This window comes from Bradyrhizobium sp. AZCC 2289 (genome assembly GCF_036924615.1).
Taxonomy (GTDB): domain Bacteria; phylum Pseudomonadota; class Alphaproteobacteria; order Rhizobiales; family Xanthobacteraceae; genus Bradyrhizobium.
On record NZ_JAZHRY010000001.1, the window covers coordinates 5698891 to 5722621 of the forward strand.

Annotated in this window: 21 protein-coding genes; 13 read left to right on the plus strand and 8 right to left on the minus strand. The window is 61.6% G+C overall.

The genetic code is table 11. The features are described 5' to 3' along the window. Positions 1 to 47 precede the first annotated feature (47 nt). Together V1289_RS27055 and V1289_RS27060 are read right to left on the minus strand one after the other, a co-directional pair. Positions 48 to 1520 carry an outer membrane protein gene (locus V1289_RS27055; RefSeq protein ID WP_334400327.1) on the minus strand — a complete coding sequence of 491 codons (1473 nt, stop codon included), beginning with the start codon at positions 1518 to 1520 and terminating at the stop codon, positions 48 to 50. A gap of 221 nt (positions 1521 to 1741) precedes the next feature. Beyond that, the gene (locus V1289_RS27060; protein ID WP_334400329.1) at positions 1742 to 2719 is read right to left on the minus strand and encodes a helix-turn-helix transcriptional regulator; all 978 of its coding nucleotides are present in this window, start codon (positions 2717 to 2719) and stop codon (positions 1742 to 1744) included. A 211-nt stretch (positions 2720 to 2930) separates the two neighbouring features. On the opposite strand from V1289_RS27060, the gene V1289_RS27065 reads away from it, so the two are divergent. After that, complete coding sequence (locus V1289_RS27065) at positions 2931 to 3695, plus strand: outer membrane protein (protein ID WP_334400331.1); 765 nt, start codon at positions 2931 to 2933, stop codon at positions 3693 to 3695. A 203-nt stretch (positions 3696 to 3898) separates the two neighbouring features. Here the strand turns inward: V1289_RS27065 and V1289_RS27070 are convergent, their stop codons facing one another. The 3 genes from V1289_RS27070 to V1289_RS27080 form a co-directional block, all read right to left on the minus strand. Continuing rightward, on the minus strand, positions 3899 to 4057 hold the full coding sequence (locus V1289_RS27070) for a hypothetical protein (RefSeq protein ID WP_334400332.1): 159 nt from the start codon (positions 4055 to 4057) through the stop codon (positions 3899 to 3901). Positions 4058 to 4526: 469 nt separating this feature from the next. Next, entirely contained in the window at positions 4527 to 5966 is a 1440-nt protein-coding gene (locus tag V1289_RS27075; protein ID WP_442896199.1) for a short-chain fatty acid transporter, read from the minus strand. A gap of 369 nt (positions 5967 to 6335) precedes the next feature. Further along, positions 6336 to 6800: a GNAT family N-acetyltransferase gene (locus V1289_RS27080; RefSeq protein ID WP_334400338.1), complete on the minus strand. Its 465-nt coding sequence runs from the start codon at positions 6798 to 6800 to the stop codon at positions 6336 to 6338. Between the two features lie 613 nt (positions 6801 to 7413). Here V1289_RS27080 and V1289_RS27085 point away from each other — a divergent pair. The 5 genes from V1289_RS27085 (at position 7414) to V1289_RS27105 (ending at position 14101) form a co-directional block, all read left to right on the plus strand. Next, positions 7414 to 8649, plus strand: a complete 1236-nt coding sequence (locus tag V1289_RS27085; protein ID WP_334396467.1) for an IS701 family transposase — start codon at positions 7414 to 7416, stop codon at positions 8647 to 8649. A gap of 342 nt (positions 8650 to 8991) precedes the next feature. Further along, a complete protein-coding gene (locus V1289_RS27090; protein WP_334400340.1) occupies positions 8992 to 10440 on the plus strand; it encodes a sigma-54 interaction domain-containing protein in 1449 nt (482 codons plus the stop codon). Positions 10441 to 10480: 40 nt separating this feature from the next. Further along, positions 10481 to 10633 carry a hypothetical protein gene (locus V1289_RS27095; RefSeq protein ID WP_334400342.1) on the plus strand — a complete coding sequence of 51 codons (153 nt, stop codon included), beginning with the start codon at positions 10481 to 10483 and terminating at the stop codon, positions 10631 to 10633. Beyond that, positions 10634 to 12043: a GntP family permease gene (locus V1289_RS27100; RefSeq protein WP_334400345.1), complete on the plus strand. Its 1410-nt coding sequence runs from the start codon at positions 10634 to 10636 to the stop codon at positions 12041 to 12043. Between the two features lie 18 nt (positions 12044 to 12061). After that, positions 12062 to 14101 (plus strand): acyl CoA:acetate/3-ketoacid CoA transferase, encoded by a 2040-nt coding sequence (locus V1289_RS27105; protein ID WP_334400346.1) that lies wholly within the window; start codon positions 12062 to 12064, stop codon positions 14099 to 14101. 184 nt (positions 14102 to 14285) lie between these two features. Here V1289_RS27105 and V1289_RS27110 read toward each other — a convergent pair whose 3' ends face one another. Both V1289_RS27110 and V1289_RS27115 read right to left on the minus strand, forming a co-directional pair. Then, the gene (locus V1289_RS27110; RefSeq protein WP_334407698.1) at positions 14286 to 14702 is read right to left on the minus strand and encodes a LysR family transcriptional regulator; all 417 of its coding nucleotides are present in this window, start codon (positions 14700 to 14702) and stop codon (positions 14286 to 14288) included. A gap of 130 nt (positions 14703 to 14832) precedes the next feature. Then, a complete protein-coding gene (locus V1289_RS27115; RefSeq protein ID WP_334400347.1) occupies positions 14833 to 15564 on the minus strand; it encodes a GntR family transcriptional regulator in 732 nt (243 codons plus the stop codon). A gap of 231 nt (positions 15565 to 15795) precedes the next feature. Here V1289_RS27115 and V1289_RS27120 point away from each other — a divergent pair, with 231 nt between their 5' ends. The 3 genes from V1289_RS27120 (at position 15796) to V1289_RS27130 (ending at position 18438) form a co-directional block, all read left to right on the plus strand. Further along, positions 15796 to 16449, plus strand: coding sequence for a cysteine hydrolase family protein (locus V1289_RS27120; RefSeq protein WP_334400348.1), 654 nt, complete (start codon positions 15796 to 15798; stop codon positions 16447 to 16449). A gap of 89 nt (positions 16450 to 16538) precedes the next feature. Continuing rightward, positions 16539 to 17528: an amidohydrolase family protein gene (locus V1289_RS27125; RefSeq protein WP_334400349.1), complete on the plus strand. Its 990-nt coding sequence runs from the start codon at positions 16539 to 16541 to the stop codon at positions 17526 to 17528. Positions 17529 to 17547: 19 nt separating this feature from the next. Further along, positions 17548 to 18438 (plus strand): polysaccharide deacetylase family protein, encoded by an 891-nt coding sequence (locus tag V1289_RS27130; RefSeq protein ID WP_334400350.1) that lies wholly within the window; start codon positions 17548 to 17550, stop codon positions 18436 to 18438. Between the two features lie 58 nt (positions 18439 to 18496). Here the strand turns inward: V1289_RS27130 and V1289_RS27135 are convergent, their stop codons facing one another. Then, the gene (locus V1289_RS27135) at positions 18497 to 19120 is read right to left on the minus strand and encodes a cupin domain-containing protein (protein WP_334400351.1); all 624 of its coding nucleotides are present in this window, start codon (positions 19118 to 19120) and stop codon (positions 18497 to 18499) included. Positions 19121 to 19371: 251 nt separating this feature from the next. Between V1289_RS27135 and V1289_RS27140 the strand changes: the two genes are divergently transcribed. The 4 genes from V1289_RS27140 to V1289_RS27155 all read left to right on the plus strand — a co-directional run bounded on the left by V1289_RS27140 (position 19372) and on the right by V1289_RS27155 (position 23729). Next, positions 19372 to 20598, plus strand: a complete 1227-nt coding sequence (locus V1289_RS27140; RefSeq protein ID WP_334400353.1) for an alpha/beta hydrolase family protein — start codon at positions 19372 to 19374, stop codon at positions 20596 to 20598. 31 nt (positions 20599 to 20629) lie between these two features. Further along, a complete protein-coding gene (locus V1289_RS27145) occupies positions 20630 to 21874 on the plus strand; it encodes a hypothetical protein (RefSeq protein WP_334400355.1) in 1245 nt (414 codons plus the stop codon). Between the two features lie 66 nt (positions 21875 to 21940). Continuing rightward, positions 21941 to 22930 (plus strand): ABC transporter substrate-binding protein, encoded by a 990-nt coding sequence (locus tag V1289_RS27150; RefSeq protein WP_334400357.1) that lies wholly within the window; start codon positions 21941 to 21943, stop codon positions 22928 to 22930. Positions 22931 to 22940: 10 nt separating this feature from the next. Next, on the plus strand, positions 22941 to 23729 hold the full coding sequence (locus V1289_RS27155) for an ABC transporter ATP-binding protein (RefSeq protein ID WP_334400359.1): 789 nt from the start codon (positions 22941 to 22943) through the stop codon (positions 23727 to 23729). Positions 23730 to 23731: the final 2 nt, after the last annotated feature.

Consider the following 23731-nt stretch of genomic DNA (forward strand, 5'->3'; position numbering starts at 1 on the left):
CAATCCGCCCTACGCACTTGATGCGGGCGCGCGTGAGGAAACCGCGCTTAGTTCATACCCAGCTTGCAGTTCAAGCCGGCGCGGAAGATGTCGTCCCGGAACGAGGACTTGACCGAGAACGAGTTATAGAAAATGTCGGTGACCGCGAGCGAGTTGGTCGTGCTGCCGAGATCGATATGGAGATATTCGGCCTTGGCGGTCCAGTTGCCGACAAGCCGGGCTTCGATGCCGCCGCCACCGACCCAGCCGCTGCGGGTCTGCTTCGAATGCAAGGTGAAAATGTCGCTGGACACCATCGTGCTGGTTTGTTCGATCTCGCCCCAGGCGCCGCCGCCGGTCACGTACAGCAGATAACCGTCGTTGGCCCAGCCGAGGCGGGCGCGCGCCGTCGCAAACCAGTTCAGCCGCTGGGCCTCGCTTTCGCCGGAGACGCAACCCTGGCCGCAGCCGACGTCATCCTGACGGGTCCATTGCGCGTCGGCCTCGACGCCGACCACGACATGCTCGATCTGCCAGTTGAAACCGCCCTGGCCGCCAGCCAGGGCGCCCCGCGGTCCGAGCTTCTGGGGCGCAAACGAGGAGACATTATTGGTGATGCCGGGTCCCGGCGGCAGCACCGCAGGATCGATGAAATTGTATTGCTGGAACGTGGTGTTGCCGGTGCCATAGCCGCCGTTGATGCCGAGATAGAAGCCGGTCCAGCGCCACGCCGCGGCCGATGGATCGATCGGCGCCGGAGCCACCGCCGGGGTGTTCCAGAATCCGTAGTTCAGACCGACGCGGGCGATGTCGTCGGTGACGCGGGTCTTGGCCAAACTCATGACATCGAAGCCGACGCCGGCGACGGGTCCTCCGACGATGTGGCTCGTCGTGGTCGTGCCGTTGAAGTCGAGATGCAAATACTCGACCTTGGCGCTCCAATTGCCCCAGAGCCGCGCCTCGATGCCGCCGCCCAACGCCCAGCCGCTGAGCACATTGTTCACGGCGACTTCGCCTCGCGCCTCATCGATCTGGCCCATCGCCGTCTCGCGCATCCCGGCCCACGCCGCGCCGCCCGTGGCATAGATCAGGTAGCCCTCGTTGGCCAAGCCCACCCGGCCGCGCGCGGTGGCGAACCAATTGAGCTCGTGGCGCATCGAAAAGGCGCCGACCTCGCCGTTGAAGTTGAGAACACATTCGAGGCCGCCGCAGCCGGTATCCCGCTGACCGGTCCACTGTCCGTCGGCTTCGACGCCAAACACCACATGACCGAACTGCCAGTTGTAGCCGAGCTGACCGCCGGCCACGGCCCCGCGCGGCAGCACATGGCCGACGCCAGGGAGCTGGGCGGCGCCGACAAAATTCTCGTCGAAGGTATCGTTGCCAAAGCTGTACCCGGCGTTGACGCCGGCGTAGAAGCCGCTCCAGCTCCAGGAAGGCACAGGCGGCGCCTTGAAAAACGCCTTGACCGGAAGATCGGCGGCGTTAGCCCCGATCGCCGTCGCCAGCAGCACCGTGCCGGCCAGAACAACCTGTTTCATTCCCACTACATTCCCAGTGCTGGCGATGTCCGATCTGCCGCCAGGAAGACGCCCTCCGAATCCAAGGTAGTTGCCGCATCATAATAGTCACAGACGGAACGAACTGGCTGTGGCTCTACTGCAACATTGGGTTGTTTTCTGCACGAGCAGGCCTTCCGCCGGACGTGGCGCGCTTGCGAACAAGCCGATGAAGCTCTTCCGCCGTTCGAGGTACCCAAGCCTCAGCGCCACTGCTCGCCTCGCGCCTTGTTGCGGACGTCGGAGGGTGTCGCGCCATAGCGCCGGCGGAAGGCCCGATTGAAGTAGGACAGGTCGCCAAAACCCGCATCGAACGCAACCGAACTCACGGTTCGGTTCGACCATCGCTGGCCGGTCAGCATCTGATGCGCCCGATGCAGCCGCTGCGCCAGCACGAATTCGGAAAACGTCGTCGCATCGCTCTCGAGCAGCATGCTGACGTAGCGCGGTGTGATGCCGTTGCGCTGCGCGACGGCATCGATCGAGAGATCGCGGTCGGCAAAATTCCTGACAATGTCGGCCTTGATCGCCCGCAGCCGCGCGGCGGGAATGCCGCGGTGGCTTGCGATCATTTCGGCATCGCGCGTCGCACCGATCGCCAGCACCGCCAAATCCTGCAGATGGCTGGAGATCAGGCTTTGGAGCTCCGGCGTCGCCAGCATGGCCTCGTTCTTCAACGCGCTGGCGTAATGCACCAGTAACCGCAACGCCTCGGTGTCTGCCGGAATCGGCCGCATCGCGGCAGCGTCAAGATCGGCGATCATCGGCGCGATCTTGTCGAAGGGAAAACGGAAGTTGACGAATTCGGAGGTCGAATGAATGGCGCAGCGGCTGACGTCGGTCGTGCGCGTGAGCGCGGCCATGCCGCCGCCGATCTCGATCTCGCTATCGCGTACATGAAGAACGCTGCCGCCGGATAGTGCGACCGTCAGAATGAGGTCGTCGCTCTCGATCATCTGCGCCGTGCGCAGGCAATCCATCGCGGAACAGGTGCCGGACGCGAGGCCGAAATCGGGCAGCACCCGGAACACCATCTCTATATTGAAGGGAACATCGGGCAGCAGATCGAATTCCATCTTCATCAGCGAGCGCCCGATCAATTCGCGCGCCGCCTCGATACGATCCCGCTCCGCAAACTGATCCGTCGATAATCTGAAGAAATTGTCCGGCGGGGAATTCATGAATCGCTTCCGTTGCTGCGCCACTCTAGGCCATGCGGCATCGCGGCAACACAACAATTAAACTTCCGCGACTTCCGCCCAGTCCTGCCGTTGTTTCCGCATAGTCCAAGACCGATCCGGCAACGCCGCCTAGCGTAATTCTGCGAGCGCGAGAGAGTCGCGTCGGGCATCCCAACCGGGGAATGCCGTTTACAGGATTGGTCGGGGTCTCATGCAAAAGCTGCTTCTATTGGGTATTGCGCTCGTTGCCGGCGTTGCAAGCGGGCCGTCGGGCGCTGCCGATCTGCCGACCCGGATGTCGACGAAGGCGCCCGCCATGGCGCCGCTTTACAGTTGGACGGGCTGCTATATCGGCGCGAATGCCGGCGGCGGCTCGGACCACGAGAACTTTACCAACGTCAATCCGCACCGCCTGCCGAATTTCGACCTGGGGTCAGAGCGTGCGACCGGCGCCATGGGGGGTGGCCAGATCGGCTGCGATTATCAGGCCGGCAATTGGGTGATCGGCGCGCAGGGCATGTTCGACGCGATCGATTTCAAGGACAGCAACCACGTCGTGCCCGCCTTCGGCGACCCGCAATTTCCAAACGTGTTCGACCTCAGTTCCCGGGTTTCGTGGCTGGCGACGGCGACGGCGCGTATCGGCTATGCGATCCAGCCGCAGTTGTTGGTCTACGCCAGGGGCGGCGCCGCCTGGATGCGATCGGATCTCAAATATGCGATCACGGGAATGGGCGTCACCGATACCTATAGCGCGGCGGAGACGCGCACCGGTTGGACGGTCGGTGCCGGCCTCGAATATCTGATCGCGGCGAACTGGTCGGTATTCGCCGAATACAGCCACATGGATTTTGGATCCGGCACGCTCAACACGACATTCATCCTTGATCCGTCGCCGGAGCCGATCCGGATCAGTCATCGGGTCGATACGGTGATGCTCGGCCTCAACTACCGGATCGGTTCGCCGGGGCGTTGACGGGCCGGGGTCGCTTCCCTGCTTCAACACCGTGCAGAAGCTCGCAAGGGCGGATTAGCGTCGGCGTAATCCGCCGCTGGAGGCCGCCGAATTGGCGGATGACGCCGGAGCCTGTCATCGGGCCGCGCCTTGCGCGGACCCGTCGGGCTGAATCCGCCCTCGAGCTCTGAACACAGGCCCGTTACACGAACTCCAATGCGGGATTAGCCGCTTGCCAAAACCGTATCGAGCTTGAACGTCAGGTATTCCTGTTGATCTCGACCTGACTTGCGGCAGGTGATGGCGCCGCCTGAGACGGATTCGAGTTCGTCCAGGCTAAGTTCAGCTCTGCTGGTCTGGCGGTTCTGGTTCTGCTTGGTCATGGGGATCTCCTCCATCACTGATGGACCTTCCTTATCCCACCGTCGTCGGACCGAATGTGCGCCCGATCACATTCGACGAGCTCGCCTTGGCGGATGATCCCCACGAAATAATTCTCGGTCGGTGATGAAGCCGTTTTCCAAGCAGCACGAAGGAGGCCGGAAATGCCGCAATGGTATGGTTTCGCGTGCTGCCATCGGAGCTAGCTAGGCTCACGACGGGCGTGAATTAAGCGAACTAAACTCTTCCGAGCTTTCGGAAGTGTCGGGAGGCGTAATGGCCACGGAGGCCATCAGGCCGGGAGATCGCTGTAAAAACCCGCCTCAGCCCACGCCTGTCCCAATGCCGTATCCGTTGCAACGCAGCCCGTAGGATTAGCGTCAGCGTGATCCGCCGTTAATGCCCCCGAGTTGGCGGATTACGGTTTCGGCCCAATCCGCCCTGTACGGGTGGCCCGCAATCGGACGTTTCTCATGGCATCACCGGCGGATGATATTCGAGCGTGTAGGCCAGCGCCCACAGCAAGAACAGCACGACTGGCAGATGCAGGAGTAATTGCAGGAACGTGAAACCCACGACGTCACGAGCGCGCAGACCTAGAACGCCGAGCAGCGGCAGCATCCAGAACGGGTTGATGAGATTGGGCAATGCTTCCGCGGCATTGTAAACCTGCACGGCCCAGCCGAGGTGCACTTTGAGGTCGGTGGCCGCCTGCATGACATAGGGCGCTTCGAGCAGCCACTTCCCGCCCCCAGACGGGATGAAGAAACCCAAGACCGCCGAATAAATTCCGATCACCAACGGATAGAGATGCTGGGTAGACATGCTTACGAAGGCATGGGTGATCTGATCGGAAACGGTTACGCCTGCACCATTCTTCGCCTGGGTCAGGATGGCGGCGATTGCGCCGTAGAACGGGAACTGGATCAGCACGCCGGACGTCGCCGGTACCGACTTGACAACCGCCGCCAAAAATCGCTTCGGCCGCCAATGGAGGAGAAGTCCGAGCATGATAAACATGAAGTTGTAGGTATTGAGGCTAGAAATTGCGATCATCCAATCTTGGCGAGAGAATTCGTTGATCACCCAGCCAAGCGCGAGGAGCGCGAGCAGAATAGTAAGGATGGGTGAATGTTCGAGCCATTCCCCAGGCTGCTTGGGCGGCGCCACGACAATCGCGTCTTCGCGTGAGGCATCGATCCCCATTGCTTCGGCGGTGACCGCGGTGTTGGGTCCTGGGGCCGACCAAACCGCAATGACGACGGAAATCACGAGAAGCGAAGCAGTAATCACCATCGATTGCCATAGAAAGATCGTCTCGGAAAACGGAATAACGCCGGTGATCGATAATAGGCTCTTCGGCAAGCTTGCAGGATTTGCCTGCAACTGCGCTGCCGACGAAGACAGCCCCATCGCCCAAGTCGCACCGAGCCCCAGATACGCCGCAGCCGCTGCAGCGCGGTAATCCATCCGCAATTCGCGGCGCGCCGCAAGCGCAAGCACCAACAGTCCACCAAGGATCAGGCTGAGCCCCCAGTTAAGCAACGAGGCCAATATGCTCACGATGGCGACGAGCCCCACGGCACCAGTGCCGGTGCTGGGCAAATCAGCAAGCCAGCCGATAAGGCGCCGCGCTGGGGCGGAGGTAGCGACCACGTATCCACCGATAGCAACGAAGGCCATTTGCATGGTGAAGGTGATCAGACTCCAAAAGCCGTTGCCGAAGGCTACACTAACAGCAAGCGGCGAAGCCCCGTTTATCAGTGCTGCGAGCGCGACCACCACGACGGCAATGGCGACAAAAATAAAGGCGTCGGGAAACCAGCGCTCCGCCCACGCGGTGAAGCCGATTGCGATCCGAACCAGTGCACCTTCTTGCTTGGCTGGACCACCGGAAGATGCGGCTGTCATTGTTGTCATTGCGAAATCCTCCCAAGACCTCACGCGCGAACTGCTTATGATCAGGGTGCTCTCGAAATGCAGGTTTGGCGATCCAGTTTGATCCGATAATTTGGCGAACTCCAATGCGATTGACGGGGTGAGTTCACCGTTCCTGCCCGAAAGGGTGCCGCGTCATGCTCGGCCCTCCTGAAAAGTCGCAGGCGCAACAGCGTAGTCGCAAAAAGTCGCGGAGAGCGTCGGCTCCCTCGGATGGATGATGTTGACATAGATCAACGTTGTCTTCTGCCTTCGGATGCCAGGCTGGCCGCGCGGGGCCGCAGTCTAGCCCTTGGCGCACCGCACCCCTCGGCGGCCTCGGCCACTCCCGCGCACGGCCCGCTACAGCAGCCCCCGATAAATCCCGGGCTCCGATCCCTCGATCGCCACCGCGCCGACCGCTTTCGAATAAAAGTCAGCCGGCCCGACGCCGCCGATGATGGCGTAGCCGAAACCCTGATGCTTCATGTCCTCGAGACAGGCGAACAGCAGGGCTTTCCCGATTCCGCTTTTTTGCGCCTTCGGGTCGACGCCGGTGGGACCGAAGAAGTTGGGACAGGTCGCATCATGGCAGGCGAATCCCACGATCTTCTTTTGCTGGACCGCGATGAAGCAGGAGACCGGCTGGCGGCCGAAGGCGACCTCGGCTTCGCTGGCCCATGCCTCGCTGAATGCCTGCCGCACCCAGGCTGTGACCTTGTGCTTTTCGGGGGCGAGCGCGCGCCGCATGACAATTCCGGCCTTAAGCAATCGATCGTAGGCAGGCCGCGAATCGGGCAGAGCATAGAGCTTGACGAGCATGTCCATCGGGCGACCTTAGTGGAAAACACGCCCGACGGGCAAATCAGTGATTTTCTGTCAAGCCCATCTTAAGAAAATAATCCTCTTGTCCCGTCGGGCAAATCAGCGATAGAAGCTCGCCCCATCCCGGCCCGCCAGAGGGGCGTATCGCGATCGTCACGGACGTTGGGTGCGGGATGCGGTGGACGCGACAGCGTCGGGCGCGAAACGGGATCGCAGGGCGGGCTTTGCCCGTGAGCGATCGACCGGCGCGCAGACGAACGGCGCTGCATCCGTCTTCATCAACGCTTCGGCGGGCTGCACAGCCACCGAGGCCTCTGGGCGAAGACGTTCGCGTACGGCAAAACCGTGTGGTCCTGGCACCCGTTGCTGGTGTCAAGTCGGCGGAGGTTTTGCGGACCCAACCGGGTTTCGCAAAGCCGTCAATTCGCCGATGACGGTGGCAAGACGAATTCGTCGCCGGGGAGCACGATATAAGCCGTAAAACCATTGCGCAGGAAGCGCCGGGTGTTCCGGGTACCTGTGGTGACTACCCTGTGCTTACTACCAATGCACAGGGGCTGCGGGTGCTTAGCACTACAGTTGCCTTTTATGCAGTTTTCTGAATCCATGGGCAACCATGATTCGAAGATCGTGGACGCGGCCAGCGTCGATTGAAGAGACGCTTGCGCTGTGGGCGGCGTCGCTTCGTGAGATCAAGCAACGGATACGTCCGTTGTTCAATCAAGATCGTGTTGCGAGGAATGCAGGCTTGTTTCTGGAAAGCCTGCTCGGAGATGAGCAACGCAAGACCGGTTGGATGCGCGCGGAGGCAGCTGGCGATCCCGGTCCTTGGCGGCAACAGGCGATCCTGGGTCGCAGGGATTGGGATGCTGATGGTCTGCGCGATATCGTCCGCGATTATGTCATCGAGCATTTGGCGGATGACGATGCGGTGCTCGTGATCGACGAGACCGGCTTTCTCAAGCAAGGCAAGGCGTCGTGCGGGGTGGCGCGGCAATACACTGGTTCCGCCGGCAAGATCACGAACTGCCAGATCGGCGTCTTCGCCGCCTACGTGTCGCGCCACGGTCATGCGTTCATCGATCGCGCGCTGTATCTTCCGAAGGAATGGACCGACGATCCAGATCGTCTGGAAGCCGCATATGTGCCTCCCGGTGCCGGCTTTGCGACCAAGCCAAAGCTTGCAACGAGCATGATCGCACGCGCCATAGCCGCGTCTGTACCATTCAAGTGGGTTGCCGGTGATACTGTCTACGGTGTTGGCGATATCGAACAGCAATTACGCCGGGCAGGCAAAGGCTACGTGCTCGGGGTCAGCAGCGCTCATGTATTTCAATCCTGGGGCAAGCGGCGATCGGTCGCCGGCAAGGCCGCGGACATCGCTCGGACGCGGCGCGCGTCCGATTGGAAACGCCTGTCGGCAGGGGCCGGAACCAAAGGACCGCGGCTGCACGATTGGTGCTATCTCGAATTGGCCGATCTCGAGGTCGAAGAATTTTACAGCGCAAATCATGGTCTTTGGACACGAGGTCTGCTGATCCGTCGTCGTATCGCCGATGGCGATCTCGCCTTCTTCACCACCTGGTGTCCAGCGGGAACATCCATCGAAACGCTGGTGGCGGTCGAAGGCCATCGGTGGGCGATCGAGGACAGCTTTGAGACCGCGAAAAACGAGTTCGGGCTCGATCACAACGAGAGCAGATCCTGGCATGGGTGGCATCGCCACGTTTCCCTGGTGATGCTCGCCTTCGCCATGATGGCGGTGATCCGCCATCGCGCCAATTCGCCGCCGCCCAAAAAAACGAAACGCCGAACCACGGCAAAACTCAAAATATCACCAATCCGTCATTGATCCGTTGGTCAATCCAGGAAGTCCGCCGCATCGCCATCAGGCTCGCCCGAAAGCGGATCCAACCCGCACACATCATCGCATGGTCACTCTGGCGCAGAACTCACCAGGCCGCCGCCCAACGGGCCCACTTCAAAAAACGACAACTGTAATGTTAGGGCACCCGGCGTTTCCTGCGCCCTCTGATTTTCTCGGGGCAAAGATTCCAACACAATTCGGGCGCCTCGCGCCGCGATATCGCGAAGCCGTGTCCGGGTACCGTGCCGCGCGACTGGTGACGGATTTCGCGGTGTGAAATCATCGGGTCTCTTGCTACAATGGAAGTCAACGAGGCAGCTTCGAAGTATGTCCGATCGCAAGTCCATCGTCAGCGATCCCGAGACCGTCCGCGCACGCGCGATGGAAACGCTGTTCGAGCGGCTGGAGAGCCTGTGTGAGGGCGCCATTGCGATCGATCGCGCCGGGCGCGTGGTCTATGTCAATGAAAAATATTTGCACTCGCTCCGGCTCAATCACGTCTCGGAAGCAATCGGGCGTCCGATCGAGGAGATCATCCCCAACAGCCTGATGCGCCGCGTCGCCGAGACCGGCGAGCCGATCCTGCTCGATATCATGGAGCTCGGCGGCGAGCCGCTGGTCGTGACGCGGATGCCGATCGAGGACGAGAACCGGAATGTCATCGGCGCCATCGGTTTCGTGCTGTCGGATCATATCGACAATCTCAAGCCGCTGATTGCGCGGATGGCGCAGCTCGAAAGCGATCTGCGGCTGGCGAAACGGCAATTGTCGCAGGCGCGCACTGCGCGGTTCACTTTCGACGATTATGTCGGCACCACCTCCGGCATTGCGCGGGCCAAGGAATTGGCCGGCCGGGCGGCGCGGCAAAGCGTGACGGTGTTGCTGTCAGGTGAAACCGGCACCGGCAAGGAACTGCTGGCGCAAGCGATCCACAACGCCTCCGCGCGTGCGGACAAACCCTTCGTCAGCGTCAATGTCGCCGCCATTCCCGATACGCTGATCGAGTCGGAGTTCTTCGGCGTCGCCTCGGGCGCCTATACCGGCGCCGACCGCAAGGGCCGCGACGGCAAGTTCCGGACCGCCGACGGCGGCACCTTGTTCCTCGACGAAATCGGCGAGATGCCGCTGCAGTTGCAGGTCAAGCTGCTGCGCGTGTTGCAGGAGCGGGAAATCGAGCCGGTCGGATCGGACAAGGTGACGAAGGTCGACGTTCGCGTCATCGCGGCGACCAATGTCGACCTGCAGAAGCGGGTCAATGAAGGCACATTCCGGGCCGATCTCTACTACCGGCTCAACGTGCTCTCGATCGAGTTGCCGCCGCTACGCGACTGCGCCGGCGATCTGCCCGAGATCTGCGCGCGGCTGCTCGACGACATCATCCATTCCGGCGATTACCTCAACGCGCGGTTGACCCCCTCGGGCCTCGCGGCGCTGGCCCGCTACGACTGGCCGGGAAATGTCAGGGAGCTGCGCAACATTCTGGAGCGCGCACTGATCCTGAGCGATTCCGGCCGCCTCACCGGCGACGATTTCGCCCGCATCCTGCCCGTCGGCGCCGAGGCGAGGATCGCAGCACCGGCCACGGCGCCTGCGGGTGCCGTCGTGCCCTATGCGGAAGCCGAAGCGGAGTTTGAAAGGCGCACGCTTGAATGTGCGCTTGCCGCCGCCAATGGGCAGATTTCGGAAGCCGCCAAAATGCTGCGGATCTCGCGCGCCACGTTTTACAAGAAGCTCGCCAAATTCGGGCTGGCGGTGCCGGATTCGTCTTCTGTCTGACTTTCGAGACTCGATGTGTATCGAGTCTCGGAAAGTTGACGTGATGGTATCAGCCGCAATGCCGCCGGCAGTTGCGCAAACTGCCGGGTTTTCAAGCATTTTGCTCGATCACAATGCATCTGGCGCGAACCTTGCTCTGGTCCCGAAACAACGCATGAAAAATGCGCAAGAAAAATCCTGCCGGGAGGAATGAATGAGTTTTCTGGTCGCGCTCGCCGCCCTCGTTTTCCTGATGTTCGTCGCCTATCGCGGCTTCAGCGTCATTCTGTTTGCGCCGGTCGCCGCCCTCGGCGCGGTGCTGCCGACCGATCCCGGCGCCGTGCCGGCCGCCTTCACCAGCCTCTTCATGGACAAGATGGTTGGTTTTGCAAAACTGTACTTTCCGGTGTTCCTGCTCGGCGCTGTCTTCGGCAAGGTGATCGAGCTCTCCGGCTTTTCCAAATCGATCGTGGCCGCCGTCATCGGCCTGGTCGGCAGCCAGCGCGCGATGCTCGCGATCGTGCTGGTCTGTGCGGTTCTCACTTACGGCGGCGTCTCATTGTTTGTCGTGGTGTTCGCCGCCTATCCCTTTGCCGCCGAAATGTTCCGCGCCGGCAATATCCCAAAGCGCCTGATCCCCGGCACGATCGCGCTTGGCGCCTTTTCCTTCACCATGGATTCGCTGCCCTTCAGTCCGCAAATCCAGAACATCATTCCCACCACCTACTTCAAGACCACCAATGGCGCGGCGCCGATCCTCGGCACGGCAGGCGCGATTTTCATCTTCGTGTTCGGCATGCTCTATCTCGAATGGCGCCGCCGCCAGGCGGCAGCGTCGGGCGAGGGCTATGGCGAGGGCCACAGCAACGAGCCGCCGCCGGTCGATACCAAAGAGCTGGCGCCGGCATTCGTCGCCTTTCTGCCGCTGATCGTGGTGTTCCTGGTCAATTTGCTGCTCGGCGGTTTTCCCGGCGTGTTCGGCGGCCTGATCGATCGCGCCTACGGCACGAATTACGATCTGACGCTGGCGCTGGACCATTCGATCGCAACCCCGATTGCCAGCATCAAGGCGATCTGGGCGGTGGAGGGCGCGCTGATCGCGGGCATTCTCACCGTGTTCGTGTTCGCGTTTCCCAAACTGAAAAAGACCTTCGCCGAAGGCAGCAAGGCCGCGATCGGCGGTGCGTTGCTGGCGGCGATGAATACCGCGTCCGAATATGGTTTTGGCGGCGTGATCGCCGCACTGCCCGGCTTTATCGTCATCAAGGATGCCCTGAAGAGTATGCCCAACCCGCTGGTCAACGAAGCCATCACCGTCACCTCGCTCGCCGGTATCACCGGCTCGGCGTCGGGCGGCATGTCGATTGCGCTGGCCGCCATGGCGAAGGATTTCATCGCCCTGGCGGAAGCGGCGCACATTCCGCCCGAAGTCCTGCATCGCGTCGCCTCGATGGCGAGCGGCGGCATGGATACGTTGCCGCACAACGGCGCGGTCATCACCCTGCTCGCGGTGACCGGGCTGACCCACCGGCAGTCGTACAAGGACATCTTTGCCGTGACCTGCCTGAAGACGGCAGCGGTGTTTTTCGTGATCGGCGTCTACTACCTCACGGGGCTGGTTTAGAGTTTAGGGAGGAACGCGATGAGCCAGCATCCGGCGCTGCCCTATTTGCGCAGCTCAGAGAAGGGCAAGATTGTCACGGCCGCCGAAGCGGTGCGTCTCATCCGCGATGGCGACACGGTCGCCACCGGCGGCTTTGTCGGCATCGGCTTTGCGGAGGAGATCGCGCTGGCGCTGGAAGAGCTTTATCTCTCAACCGAGGTCGACGCGCCCTACACGCAGGGCAAGCCGCGCAACCTGACGCTGGTGTATGCGGCGGGGCAGGGCGACGGCAAGCACCGCGGCCTCAATCATTTTGCCCATGAGGGACTGGTCAAGCGCGTCATCGGCGGCCACTGGGGGCTGGCGCCCAAATTGCAGCAGCTCGCGATCTCCAACCAGATCGAGGCCTACAATCTGCCGCAGGGCGTCATCACCCACATGTTTCGCGACATCGCCGCGCGGCGGCCCGGCCACATCTCGCGCGTCGGCATCGGCACCTTCGTCGATCCGCGCCACGGCGGTGGCAAGCTCAACGCCCGCACCACCGAGGATATGGTCGAGCTGGTCACCCTCGGCGGCCAGGAATGCCTGTTCTACAAGATCTTTCCGATCGACGTCGGGATCATCCGCGCCACCACCGGCGACGCGGAAGGCAATCTCACCATGGAGAAGGAAGCGCTGACGCTGGAGGCGCTCGCGATTGCCATGGCGGCGCATAACTCCGGCGGCATCGTCATTGCGCAGGTCGAGCGCGTCGCCGACAGCGGCAGCCTCAATCCCCGCCAGGTCAAGATCCCCGGCATTTTGGTCGATTGCGTCGTGGTGGCAAAACCGGAAAACCACTGGCAGACCTTTGGCACGCAATATAACCCGGCCTACTCCAGCGAGATCAGGGTGCGCGCCGGCTCGTTGCCGGCGATGCCGCTGAGCGAGCGCAAGATCATCGCGCGCCGCGCCGCGTTCGAGCTGAAGGCCAACAGCGTCGTCAATCTCGGCATCGGCATGCCCGAAGGCATCGCTTCCGTCGCCAACGAGGAGCGCATCATCGATCTCATCACGCTGACCGCCGAGCCCGGGGTGATCGGCGGCATCCCCGCCAGCGGCATCGATTTCGGTGCCGCGATCAATACGCAGGCAGTGATCGACCAGCCCTACCAGTTCGATTTCTATGACGGCGGCGGCCTCGACGCCGCCTTTCTCGGGCTGGCGCAGGTCGATCGTTCCGGCAATCTCAACGTCAGCAAGTTCGGTCCAAAGCTCGCCGGCGCCGGCGGCTTCATCAACATCAGCCAGAGCGCCAAGGAGGTGGTCTTTGTCGGCACGTTTGGCGCAGGACGCCAGCGCATTGCTGTGTCCGACGGCAAGCTGGTCATTTCAGAGGAAGCCAAAGCGCGCAAATTCGTCGAGGCGGTGGAGCATGTGACGTTCAGCGGCGCGGTTGCGGCCGGGCGCGGGCAGCGCGTGCTCTACGTCACCGAGCGCTGCGTGTTTGCGCTGACGCCAGACGGGCTTGAACTGACCGAAGTCGCGCCCGGCATCGATGTCGAGCGCGACATTCTGGCGCTGATGGATTTCAAGCCGGCGATCCCGCGCGATCCGGTTGTTATGGACCCACGGATTTTCCGCGAGGGTGCGATGGGCCTGCACAACGATATGCTGACGATCCCGCTCGGCCAGCGCTTCACGCTGGACGAGCAGCAAAACCTGTTCTTCGTCAATCTGGAGCGCTTTGCGCTGCGCAGCCGCGCCGACATCGACGCGATCGCGCGCGCCGTGGAAGCCCGGCTCGGCGGGCTCAACCGGCGCGTCTACGCGATCGTCAACTACGACAATTTCTCGATACTGCCCGAACTGCTCGACGAATATTCGGCGATGGTGCGCAGCCTGACCGAGCGCTTCTATTCCGGCGTCTCCCGCTACACCACCTCGGGCTTCCTGCGCATCAAGCTGGGCGAAGCCCTGGAAAAACGCGGCGTCGCCGCGCATATTTTCGAAAGCGCCGACGAAGCGCAGTCGGATTGGCGGAACGTCGAAGGGGGCGCCGGCCAGCGCCCAGAGCCGAACAAGCGGGCGGTTTGAGGGGGACGGTGGGAGAGAGGCGGTGGCAGGTCGATGTTGGCCTGCCAACCGAAGCTGCGCAGCAGCGTAGGTTGGTGCCCCTGGCCGACAATCGCCTAATACTATAACCAATTAATTTTGAAATAATTTCAGCCGCCGATGGCTGCCGATACCAGCAGAAATACCAACAAGATGACGCACGCCATTAGCTGGCAAAAATAACGCATGCCAAGCAAGGTCGCGAGATGCGTGACAGTTCGCTTACCAGCCGAGGTAAAATGTAGACCTCGGCAATGTCTGACATCGCCACTCTGAAGGTTCGCTCGGTTGAACGCGGATCGAATACGACACCGCTTTGCAAGGTACGATTGAGAAGTTCGAACGCCTGGTCAAGAGGCTCGTGCAAGCGAACAGCTGCATCCGTCGGAAGCATTCGATTTGCCACCCGTACGAACAGCGGATCGCCGAAACGCTCCCTCAATCGCCGCAGAGCATGGCTAATGGCCGGCTGGGTCAGGCCGAGGCGGTCACCCGCGGCAGTAAGGCTACGAAGATCCCAAATCGCGAAGAAGACGCGCAGTAGATTGAGGTCAAGGTGACTATCAATTCGGCATGCAGAGATTTAAAACTATGAATCTCACGTAGTGCCAGCCCGCCGCCGTGGTGGGTCTCAGGTTCGAGCCTTGGTGCGCCCGCCAAGCCAAACCAAGCGCCTGCAAGATGCGTCCACAGCCCCATTCGGGCAAACTCGGTCAGCGGCGGCCTTGCTGGAGTCGCAGCTCTTCGTCGAACGCAGCGGGCGACGAGAGGGAGCGCACCAAGGATGATTTGACGCTGGCCACGTGATCGCGCATCAGCATTTCCGCGCGCCAGGCCTCGCGGCCGATGATCGCCTCGAAGATGCGGTGGTGATCGTCATGGCGGCGGCGAACGTCCCGTTCCTCGAATGCCACGATGTATCGCGGTGACGACACCGGCACCTGCTGGCAGAGATAGAGCGTCTCGCCGAGGAGCCGTGAGCCAGCCGATCCGTGGATCGTTTCGTGGAAGCAGGCATTGATACGGCTGTATTGCGAGCGGTGGTCGTCCGTGATCTGGCCGTTGCGAAGCAGGTCATCGCCGTCGCGCAACGCTTGTTGAAGCGTCGCGACCTCGCGGACGTCCAGCCCGCGCTCGGCACTGAGCCGCGCGGCCAGCCCCTCCAGCACGGCGCGAACCTCGTAGGCGCTGATCACTTCGCTAATCGAGTATTCCCGCAGCGTGTAGCCGCGGTTCGGCGTGTAATCGAGCAGGCCTTCCGATGCCAGCTTCTGAAGGGCGGCGCGAACAGGGGTGCGCGAGACTCCGAGCCGCGCGGTCAATTTCACCTCGTGCAGGCGTTCGCCTGCCTGAAATTCACCCGCAAGAATGGCCGCGCGCAGCGCTTCGACGACGGATTCGAATCGCGTGAAGGACGATGTTTCGGAAGGGTGCGAATTGGTCATTCGGGTCTCAATTGCATGGCTATATTGTATACATTCTCGGCTGAGAAAGAAAGCATTCACCCGAATTTAGCCAGCCAAATGACATTAAAGCGCACAGTTTTCACGCATTGAATTTCGACCATTGTAAAATGTATACATTATTTTTGACTCCGGCGCCAAATGTATTGCAGACTGCCGACGGACGCTCTCACAGGTCGTCGCACCTCCACGAGTCCAAAAGGAACTGTCTGCATGAATCTCGGCGTCGATCATCCCAGGGCCGCCATCGTCGCGATCGATCTGCATCGTGGTCATCTCGACATGGAAGTCGCGACCATGCCGACCTCGCCGGAGGTCGCAAGACAGGTGATCGCCGCCAACAAGCGTCTGTTCGACTGGGCGCGCGGCGCGAACATGCCGGTCATTCACCTGTTGACGCAGTATCGCGACGTCACGGAGATCGCTTCCAATCCGTTCTGGCGCACGCGCGCCGAAGACCCCACGAATACGCGCAAGAACGTGCTGCGCCACAACATCGCCGGCATGCCCGGCGTTGAGATCATCCCCGAGCTCCATGATCGGGAGCGCGACTTCGTGGTCGATACCAAGAAGCGCTACGATTGCTTCCTTGGCACCGACCTCGAGTTCACATTGCGGGCGCACGGCATCAACACGCTGCTCATCACCGGCGTAAACACCAACTCCTGCGTGCTCGCGACGACGACCGCTGCCAATGTGCGCGACTACGCCGTGATCGTCGTGAAGGATTGCGTCGAGACGATGGACGGGCCGGCGCTGCACGAGGCGGGCCTGCTCTGCATCAAGACCGCATTCGGACTCGTTCTGGATACCACCGAGATCATGGCGCTGAATATTTTCGCGACGGCAGACAAGAGCGCTGCTTAGGACGTCGCATGATTTCGTGCCTGCATCTGCCCGACCTTTCCTGTTCCGACCGCGACTCCCGTAACGCTGCCGATTGAGGCGTAACCTCCATGCAAATCGACATTCATAGCCACGTCATTCCTGATCGCATTGTCGCGGCGATCGCAGCCAATCCCAAGCGCTTCCGGGCACGTGTCGAGGGCGAGGTGGCCGCACGCAAAATCATTCACGACCAGGGATACGTCTATCCGCTGTTTGAGGAGTTTCGCCGCGTCGAGGCCAAGGTCGAGGCCATGGATCGCAAGGGTATCGATATCTCCGTGATCTCGCCGGCGCCGCCGATGTTCTATTACTGGGCCGATGCCGATTTAGCGCTCGAAGTCGCCGGTCTCGTTAACGACGGTGTCGCCGACATGGTCGGCGCGAACCCTACGCGGTTGCGCGGCATGGCGACGGTGCCGATGCAGCACCCCGACGCCGCAGTCGCGGAGCTGGAACGCGTCGTTCAGGCTTACGGCTTCAAGGCGGTCGAGCTCGGCACCTCCATCGAAGGCGCACAGCTTGCCGAGGAGCGGTTTCGTCCGCTGCTGCGGCGTGCTTCCGAGCTCAACGTCTTCGTGTTTGCGCATCCATATTATGTCGGCGCCAAGAGCGGTCTCGAAAACTATTATCTCACCAACCTGATCGGCAATCCGCTCGACACCACGGTGATGCTCGCCAATCTCATGTTCTCCGGCCGGCTCGACGAATTGCCGGACCTCAGAATCGTGCTCGCGCATGGCGGCGGCTTCATTCCCTACCAGATCGGGCGGCTGGTCCACGGGCATAAGGTGCGCAGCGAGACCAATGCCATCAGCAAATCCTCGCCGAAGGAACTGCTGAAGCGGATCTATTTCGACAGCCTCGTGTTCGAGCCGCAGGCGCTGCGCTATCTCATCGATCTCGTCGGAGCGGATCATGTCTGCATCGGCACCGATGCGCCATTCGATATGGCCGACACTGATCCCAAGGCCACGATCGATGCGGTGCCCGGGATTACGCCGCTGGAGCGTCAGTGCGTCTGCTGCGGCACGGCGCTGAAGCTGCTCTGCGAAGCTTGAACCAGGGAAAGAAAACAAGATGACCGAATTAATCGGCAAGAGTGTTCGCGGCCGGTTGCCCTACACCCCGATCCACCGCAGGCCCGCGCTCAAGCTTCCCAACAATGCGCGGGTAGCGGTGTGGACCATCGTCAATGTCGAGAATTGGAGTCCGACCGCGGCGATGCCGCGCGCGGTGCTGCCGCCACCGATGGGGCAGCCGCTGCTTCCGGACGTTCCGAATTGGGCCTGGCACGAATATGGAATGCGTGTCGGCTATTGGCGTTTCATCGAAACGCTTGGCAGTCGGAATCTGAAGGCGACCTTCGCTCTCAACGGCTCGGTCTGTGAGCTCTATCCGGAAGCATGCCAGGCTGCCCGAGACGCCGGCTGGGATTTCATGGGGCACGGTTTCGTGCAGAAGCCGATGCACAGAGTCGAAGACCAGAAAGCGGCGATAACAGATACGATTGCGGCGATCAAGAAGTTCACCGGCAAGCCGCCGCGCGGCTGGGAAAGTCCGGGGCTGACCGAGACCGACGAGACGCTCGATTTCCTCGCTGAGGCCGGTATCGAATATGTCGCCGATTGGGTTCTCGATGAGCAGCCAATCACCTTGAAGACGCGTCATCGCGACATCGTCTCCGTTCCCTACACCGTCGAGATCAACGATGTCGTGATCAGCGCGGTGCAGCAACAGCCCTCGGACGAGATCTTGCGCCGCGGCCGCGATCATTTCGACCGGCTTTACCTCGACGGCGCCAAGGCGCCGCGCGTCATGGCGATTTCCATCCATCCGTATCTAACGGGCGTGCCGCACCGGATCAAATATCTGGAGATGCTGTACGACTACATTCTCGGACACGAAGGCGTGGTGATGTGGACGGGCGCCGAGATTCTCGACTGGTATCGCTCGCAGGTGCCGGCATAGGCGATCGTCGGGGTATTCAAGTGGCTTGAATGGAGGGCAATCGGCGCTGTTGCAGGATTTAGAAACTCGGCGGCGTGTTGACGATGATCATCTTGGCGTGGCCGTCGCCGCCGTTGCGATATCCGTGCGGCTGCTCGGATCGATAGCAAATCGAATCGCCGGTTTTGAGCAGGAAGCGCTCGTCACCGACGATGAACTCGACCTGGCCCTCGAGAATGTAGGCGACTTCCTCGCCTTCATGCGCGACGAGGCCACCGCCGCTGCCGCCCGGCGCGATATTGTGGATGCTGCCTTGGAGAAGGTGGGATTGATGATAGGGGATCAGTCGTTCGAGCGTCAGTCCGGGGCCGTTGCGCAGCGGGTCCGCCTGCACGATAGGGCGCTCGCCGCCGCGGGATACCAGACCATTCGGCTCGGCAGGCTGCGCAAACAACTGCCCGACGGTCAGGCCCATTGCTTCCGCTATGCGGTACAGCGTCTTCAACGACGGAACGGCGCGACCGTTCTCGATCTTCGACAGCATGCTCTCGGAGCACTCCGCCTTTTCGGCAAGGTCGCGCAGCCGCAATCCCTTGGTCATGCGCGTATGCCGCAGCTTCACGCCGAGATATTGATTTGGGCCGCTTGGCAGATCGGCTGCCTTCACCGCCTTCTTCTCGGCACGGTTCATCTTCTTCAGCATTACTCGTCCATCTCTGCAGCGGCTCTCACGCCACTGAATTCAACCGCGCCTTGCAAAGCTCAGGAGTCGCGGCCTCGGGGTATTAGCCAACGATAGCGCGGGGCGAAAGGCTCGGTTGCCCAAAATGAAAGCAATAGTGAACAAAATTCAAGCGACTTGAATGGATAAAAAAACCTGCTAGCGTCCCGTGCGCGCGTGCCGACAAAGCCATCGACGCGCGTGAAAAATGAGAAAAGGGAGTTGCGGCTGACATGGCGGAAGAGCTTCTGATCGATCAGGTCACGGACGTGACGCACGGCGTCTATCAGCCTTACGGCTGGCACCATTGGCCGAAATATCCGTGGATGAGCTACCAGTTCCGCCGCGCGCTGGGCGAAACGCAGGAGGGCGGCGGCGCCGTCTCCGAATGTTTCCTCGCCGCGAGCCGCATGATCCCCGGCGACAAGGAGAGCTGGCACCGCGAATGGAAGCGGATTGCGGATTTCAACCAGGCCCGCGGTGACGAGGAGTTCGGCAAGGGTTACGTCCGCACCGCGATGAACTGCTGGCTGCGCGCGGCCAATTACTATCGCCACACCGAGTTCTGGCTCGAATATTCCGATCCGCGCCGCCTCGAAGCGTTCACCGACATGGAGGAATGCTCGCGAAAGTTTATCCAGAACCTCAAGCCGGCGGGCGAGGTGCTGCAGATTCCCTATGAGAACGGCAAGACGCTGTTCGCCTATTTCGTCCGCGCGCCGTTCGACACCGGCAAGCAGCCGGTCCTCATCTGCATGGGAGGTCTGGACTCGATCAAGGACGAGATGTGGTTCATGCAGGCGCATGGCGCGCTCCAGCGCGGCATCTCGGTTCTGATGATCGACGGCCCAGGGCAGGGCGGCACGCTGCGTCGTCACAGGATTCCGACCCGGCCGGACTATGAAGTGCCGATCGGCAAGTGCATCGACTATCTCCTGACGCGCAAGGACATCGATCCGGCGAAGATCGCGGTCTGCGGCTCGTCCCTTGGCGGCTATTACGCGGCGCGCGCCGGCTGTTACGAGCATCGGCTCGCGGCGGCCATCTCCCATGGCGCGATCTGGTCGATACCGGAGCTGTGGGCCGGCGCGAAGGAAGACCACGGCCTCGCCGACCACATCAAGACCGTGTTCGGCGTCGGCTCCATGAAAGAGGCGATGGAGAAAGCCAAGCCTTTCGTGCTCGAGGGCCATCTCGATCACATGAAATGTCCTTACCTCATCGTTCACGGCGGTCACGACGTGCTCGGGGTCGCCTCGGCGCAGAAGGTCGCCGACTATGCGAAGTCAAAGGGCGTCAACGTCACGCTTCGCTTCGTGACCGAGGAGGAGACCGGCGCGGATCACTGCCAGCATGACAATCCAACCATCGGCCAGGAATTGATGGCCGACTGGCTGGCCGACGTCTTCGGAATCAATGAGCGCGAGCTGCGCAAGAAAGCCATGAACCCGCTGATCTGAACCCAATAACCAACAACACGGGACAACGCCGATGTCTGTGATCAAGCCGTATGATGAAGCCTACTACTCGATGACGTGGATGGGGCCAAAAGGTTACCCTGAGCAAGGCAATTCGGGCCGCTGCTATTTCACCGGATTACTCGGCATGTTCCGCCTGCACGGCGAAAGCGATGTGCTGTTTGCGGACGGCACCTCGGGCGACGGCTTCTCGTTCCGCTGGTCGCCGGTCTGGGGCGCGCCCGCTTTCAATGGTGGCGCGGGCGCCTTTCACGAGATCTGGGAATATACGCCGCAGGCGCTCGGCTATCGCGGCCACTGGGAACAGGATCATGAAGGCGGCTTCGAGGAAGCCTTTGCGAAGCTTCGCGGCCTTGTCGACCGCGGCGTTCCCGTGCAGGTCGGTCTGCATTACTCGCTGATGCTGCCCTACGGCGCCAAAAGCTCGCCGCGGTTGAAATTCCAGCACGAGACCATGGGCAAGACCGGGTTCGGCCATCACGTGGTGGTCGCGGGCTACGATCTCGACCGTGGCACCGTGACGATCTTCGAGCCGAACGACGTGATGCCGCATTCGCGCTACGACGCGCCGATCGATGTCTTCCGCGAGGCGTGGGCGCAATCCTCGCAACGCGGTCCGAACGGTTATGAGCCGTGGGAGCATCATCACCCGTTCGGCGGCGAATGGAGCCTCCATGACGGCTATGGCCCGTACCTCATGGTGTGGGTGGAGCCCGAGCGCGATCCCGCATGGGACATCGCCAAGTCGATCCGCCATTCCTTCCGCCGCAACCTGAAAATCCTCTCCGGCGAATATCCGAAGCCGTATGCCCTGTTTGGCAATCAGTGGCAGATTCCGCGCTTCGAAACCGGCGCGCCCGGCATGGCGGCGTTTGCAGCGCTGATCAAGGCCGGCAAGGTCAAGGATACGGTCAGCCCGAAGGGCGATCCGATTCCGCTGTTCGTCCGCGGCAACATTCCAAACCACGGCGTGCTTGGCCGAGCCGGTGCGGCTGGCTACCTGCGCCGAGTTACACAGGAGCTCGGGGCGCGGGGGCTGGAGACCACGGCTGCAGCCTCGGCGGCTGAGCACATGCAGGCCTCGTCGGACCTCTTCAAGGTGCTGCGTTACGAGGCGGATCTGGCCAAGGCCGGCGCCGTCCTTGAACAGATCGCCGCGCACGAGGTCGCTGCGCTCGGCGACATGACCAAGGCCTGGACCGAGGTCAAGCTCATGACGGAGCGCACCCCAATGGTGAATCCCATGGCCGCGGAATAGCGGCACGCTTCATGCATCCAGTTTGACGCATTCAGTCCGGGCAAATGTAGATCGAGGTCTATCGACATGAAGATGAAGGCTCTCATCGCCGGACTATGCGCAAGCATCGCCGTCTCCAACGCGTCGTTGGCGCAGCAGCCCGACAATTACAAGGTGCGCCTGGTCGCAGGCGCCCCTGGATATGACCACATCCAGCCGTTCCTCGCCGAATACACCAAGCTGTGGGAGAAGTACGGCGTCAACGTCGACTTCATGGGAGGCAATTACCAGCGATCCAACCAGATGATGTCGATCGGGGATTTCGACGTCGGCTACAATCAATATGCATCGGCGATCCGGTATCTCTCCGCCGGCATCGACAATGTGATCGTGGCGGCGTCATCGGCGAATTGCGCGATGATCGTGGCTGCTCCGAATGTCAAATCGTGGGCCGACATCAAGGGCAAACGCATCGGCATCGTGACCAAGTTCGACGTCCAGTATCTGACATTGACCAAGCAGATCCTGCCGCGCTTCGGGCTCTCCGAGAAGGATGTTCAGCTCGCGCAGGTTCCGGTGCCGGAGGTGGCGGCCGCCTTGGTGACCGGTGACATCGCGGCGGCGTTTCCTTTCGAGCCTTACGGCACCAACGCCGTCGACAAGGGCGCCAAGCTCCTGCTGGCGCCGAATGACCTGATCGACAAGAGCAAGCTCGGTTCGGACATGCTGCGCAACGGCATGATCATGACGCGCAAGTTCATCAAGGAACATCCGGAGCTCGCCAAGCGGCTCGTCTGGGCACATCTCGACGCTGTCCACCTGATGAAGACCGACAAGAAGGTCGGCCTCGATGTGCTGAAGCACTACACCCCGAATATCGATACGTCGCTGCTGGAGAAGTCCTACGACAATTGCGGATGGCAATATGACAAGCCGCCGCGCCCCTGGATCGATGCGCTGATGGGCTGGATGAAGGAGGATGGTTTGCTCCAGAATCCGGTGACCTACGAAGAGGTGGTCGATACCAGCTTCGCGGACAGCTATCCCGGTTATCCCGGCTACGAAAAGCTGAAGTGAGCGGGCGCCGATGCTGACGGTCGAGAATCTCAACAAGACCTACATCTCGCATGGCTCGCAGACATCGGCACTCGTCGACATCAATCTGCAGATCGAGGAAGGCGAGTTCGTCTGCCTGCTCGGTCCGTCCGGCTGCGGAAAGTCGACGCTGCTCAAGATCATCGCCGGCTTGATCCCGGCGACCTCGGGCCGCATCACGATCAACGGCAAACCGGTGAACGGACCTGGCCCGGAACGTGCGGTCGTGTTCCAGGACTATGCGCTATTCCCCTGGATGACCGTGCGCGACAATGTCGAATTCGGCCTTGAAGCGCGCAAGCTTCCGGTGGCGGAGCGGCGTGAGGTGTCGAAACGGCTCCTGAAGGTAGTTGGGCTTTCGGACTTCGCCGAGCGCTTCCCGCATCAGCTCTCGGGCGGCATGAAGCAGCGGGTGTCGATCGCGCGTGCGCTCGCCGTCGACCCGTCGCTGCTGCTGATGGACGAGCCGTTCGGCGCGCTCGATGCGCAGACCCGCCAATTGCTGCAGGATGAGTTGCTGCGAATCTGGCGTGAGTACCGCAAGACTGTGGTCTTCGTGACGCACTCGATCGAGGAGGCGATCTATCTGTCGGACCGCATTGTCGTGATGACGGCGCGGCCGGGCCGCGTCAAGCAGATCGTCATGGTCTCCGAGGCACGTCCGCGCGACATGGCCAGCATCGAGATGAACCAGCGCCAGCGCGAGGTGCGAGCGGTGCTGGGCGAGGAGATCGCGCGTGCGGCGGCGCTCGAAGAGGCCGACCTGATGGCGGGAGCCTGACC

Bases quoted from the DNA above. Each gene is read 5' to 3' on its own strand.
- V1289_RS27055 (WP_334400327.1), bottom strand. From the start codon at position 1,520: ATGAAACAGGTTGTTCTGGCCGGCACGGTGCTGCTGGCGACGGCGATC.
- V1289_RS27080 (WP_334400338.1), bottom strand. From the start codon at position 6,800: ATGGACATGCTCGTCAAGCTCTATGCTCTGCCCGATTCGCGGCCTGCC.
- V1289_RS27090 (WP_334400340.1), top strand. From the start codon at position 8,992: ATGTCCGATCGCAAGTCCATCGTCAGCGATCCCGAGACCGTCCGCGCA.
- V1289_RS27075 (WP_442896199.1), bottom strand. From the start codon at position 5,966: ATGACAGCCGCATCTTCCGGTGGTCCAGCCAAGCAAGAAGGTGCACTG.
- V1289_RS27100 (WP_334400345.1), top strand. From the start codon at position 10,634: ATGAGTTTTCTGGTCGCGCTCGCCGCCCTCGTTTTCCTGATGTTCGTC.
- V1289_RS27060 (WP_334400329.1), bottom strand. From the start codon at position 2,719: ATGAATTCCCCGCCGGACAATTTCTTCAGATTATCGACGGATCAGTTT.
- V1289_RS27130 (WP_334400350.1), top strand. From the start codon at position 17,548: ATGACCGAATTAATCGGCAAGAGTGTTCGCGGCCGGTTGCCCTACACC.
- V1289_RS27065 (WP_334400331.1), top strand. From the start codon at position 2,931: ATGCAAAAGCTGCTTCTATTGGGTATTGCGCTCGTTGCCGGCGTTGCA.
- V1289_RS27150 (WP_334400357.1), top strand. From the start codon at position 21,941: ATGAAGATGAAGGCTCTCATCGCCGGACTATGCGCAAGCATCGCCGTC.
- V1289_RS27120 (WP_334400348.1), top strand. From the start codon at position 15,796: ATGAATCTCGGCGTCGATCATCCCAGGGCCGCCATCGTCGCGATCGAT.
- V1289_RS27155 (WP_334400359.1), top strand. From the start codon at position 22,941: ATGCTGACGGTCGAGAATCTCAACAAGACCTACATCTCGCATGGCTCG.
- V1289_RS27115 (WP_334400347.1), bottom strand. From the start codon at position 15,564: ATGACCAATTCGCACCCTTCCGAAACATCGTCCTTCACGCGATTCGAA.
- V1289_RS27105 (WP_334400346.1), top strand. From the start codon at position 12,062: ATGAGCCAGCATCCGGCGCTGCCCTATTTGCGCAGCTCAGAGAAGGGC.
- V1289_RS27135 (WP_334400351.1), bottom strand. From the start codon at position 19,120: ATGCTGAAGAAGATGAACCGTGCCGAGAAGAAGGCGGTGAAGGCAGCC.
- V1289_RS27140 (WP_334400353.1), top strand. From the start codon at position 19,372: ATGGCGGAAGAGCTTCTGATCGATCAGGTCACGGACGTGACGCACGGC.
- V1289_RS27125 (WP_334400349.1), top strand. From the start codon at position 16,539: ATGCAAATCGACATTCATAGCCACGTCATTCCTGATCGCATTGTCGCG.
- V1289_RS27145 (WP_334400355.1), top strand. From the start codon at position 20,630: ATGTCTGTGATCAAGCCGTATGATGAAGCCTACTACTCGATGACGTGG.
- V1289_RS27070 (WP_334400332.1), bottom strand. From the start codon at position 4,057: ATGACCAAGCAGAACCAGAACCGCCAGACCAGCAGAGCTGAACTTAGC.
- V1289_RS27085 (WP_334396467.1), top strand. From the start codon at position 7,414: ATGATTCGAAGATCGTGGACGCGGCCAGCGTCGATTGAAGAGACGCTT.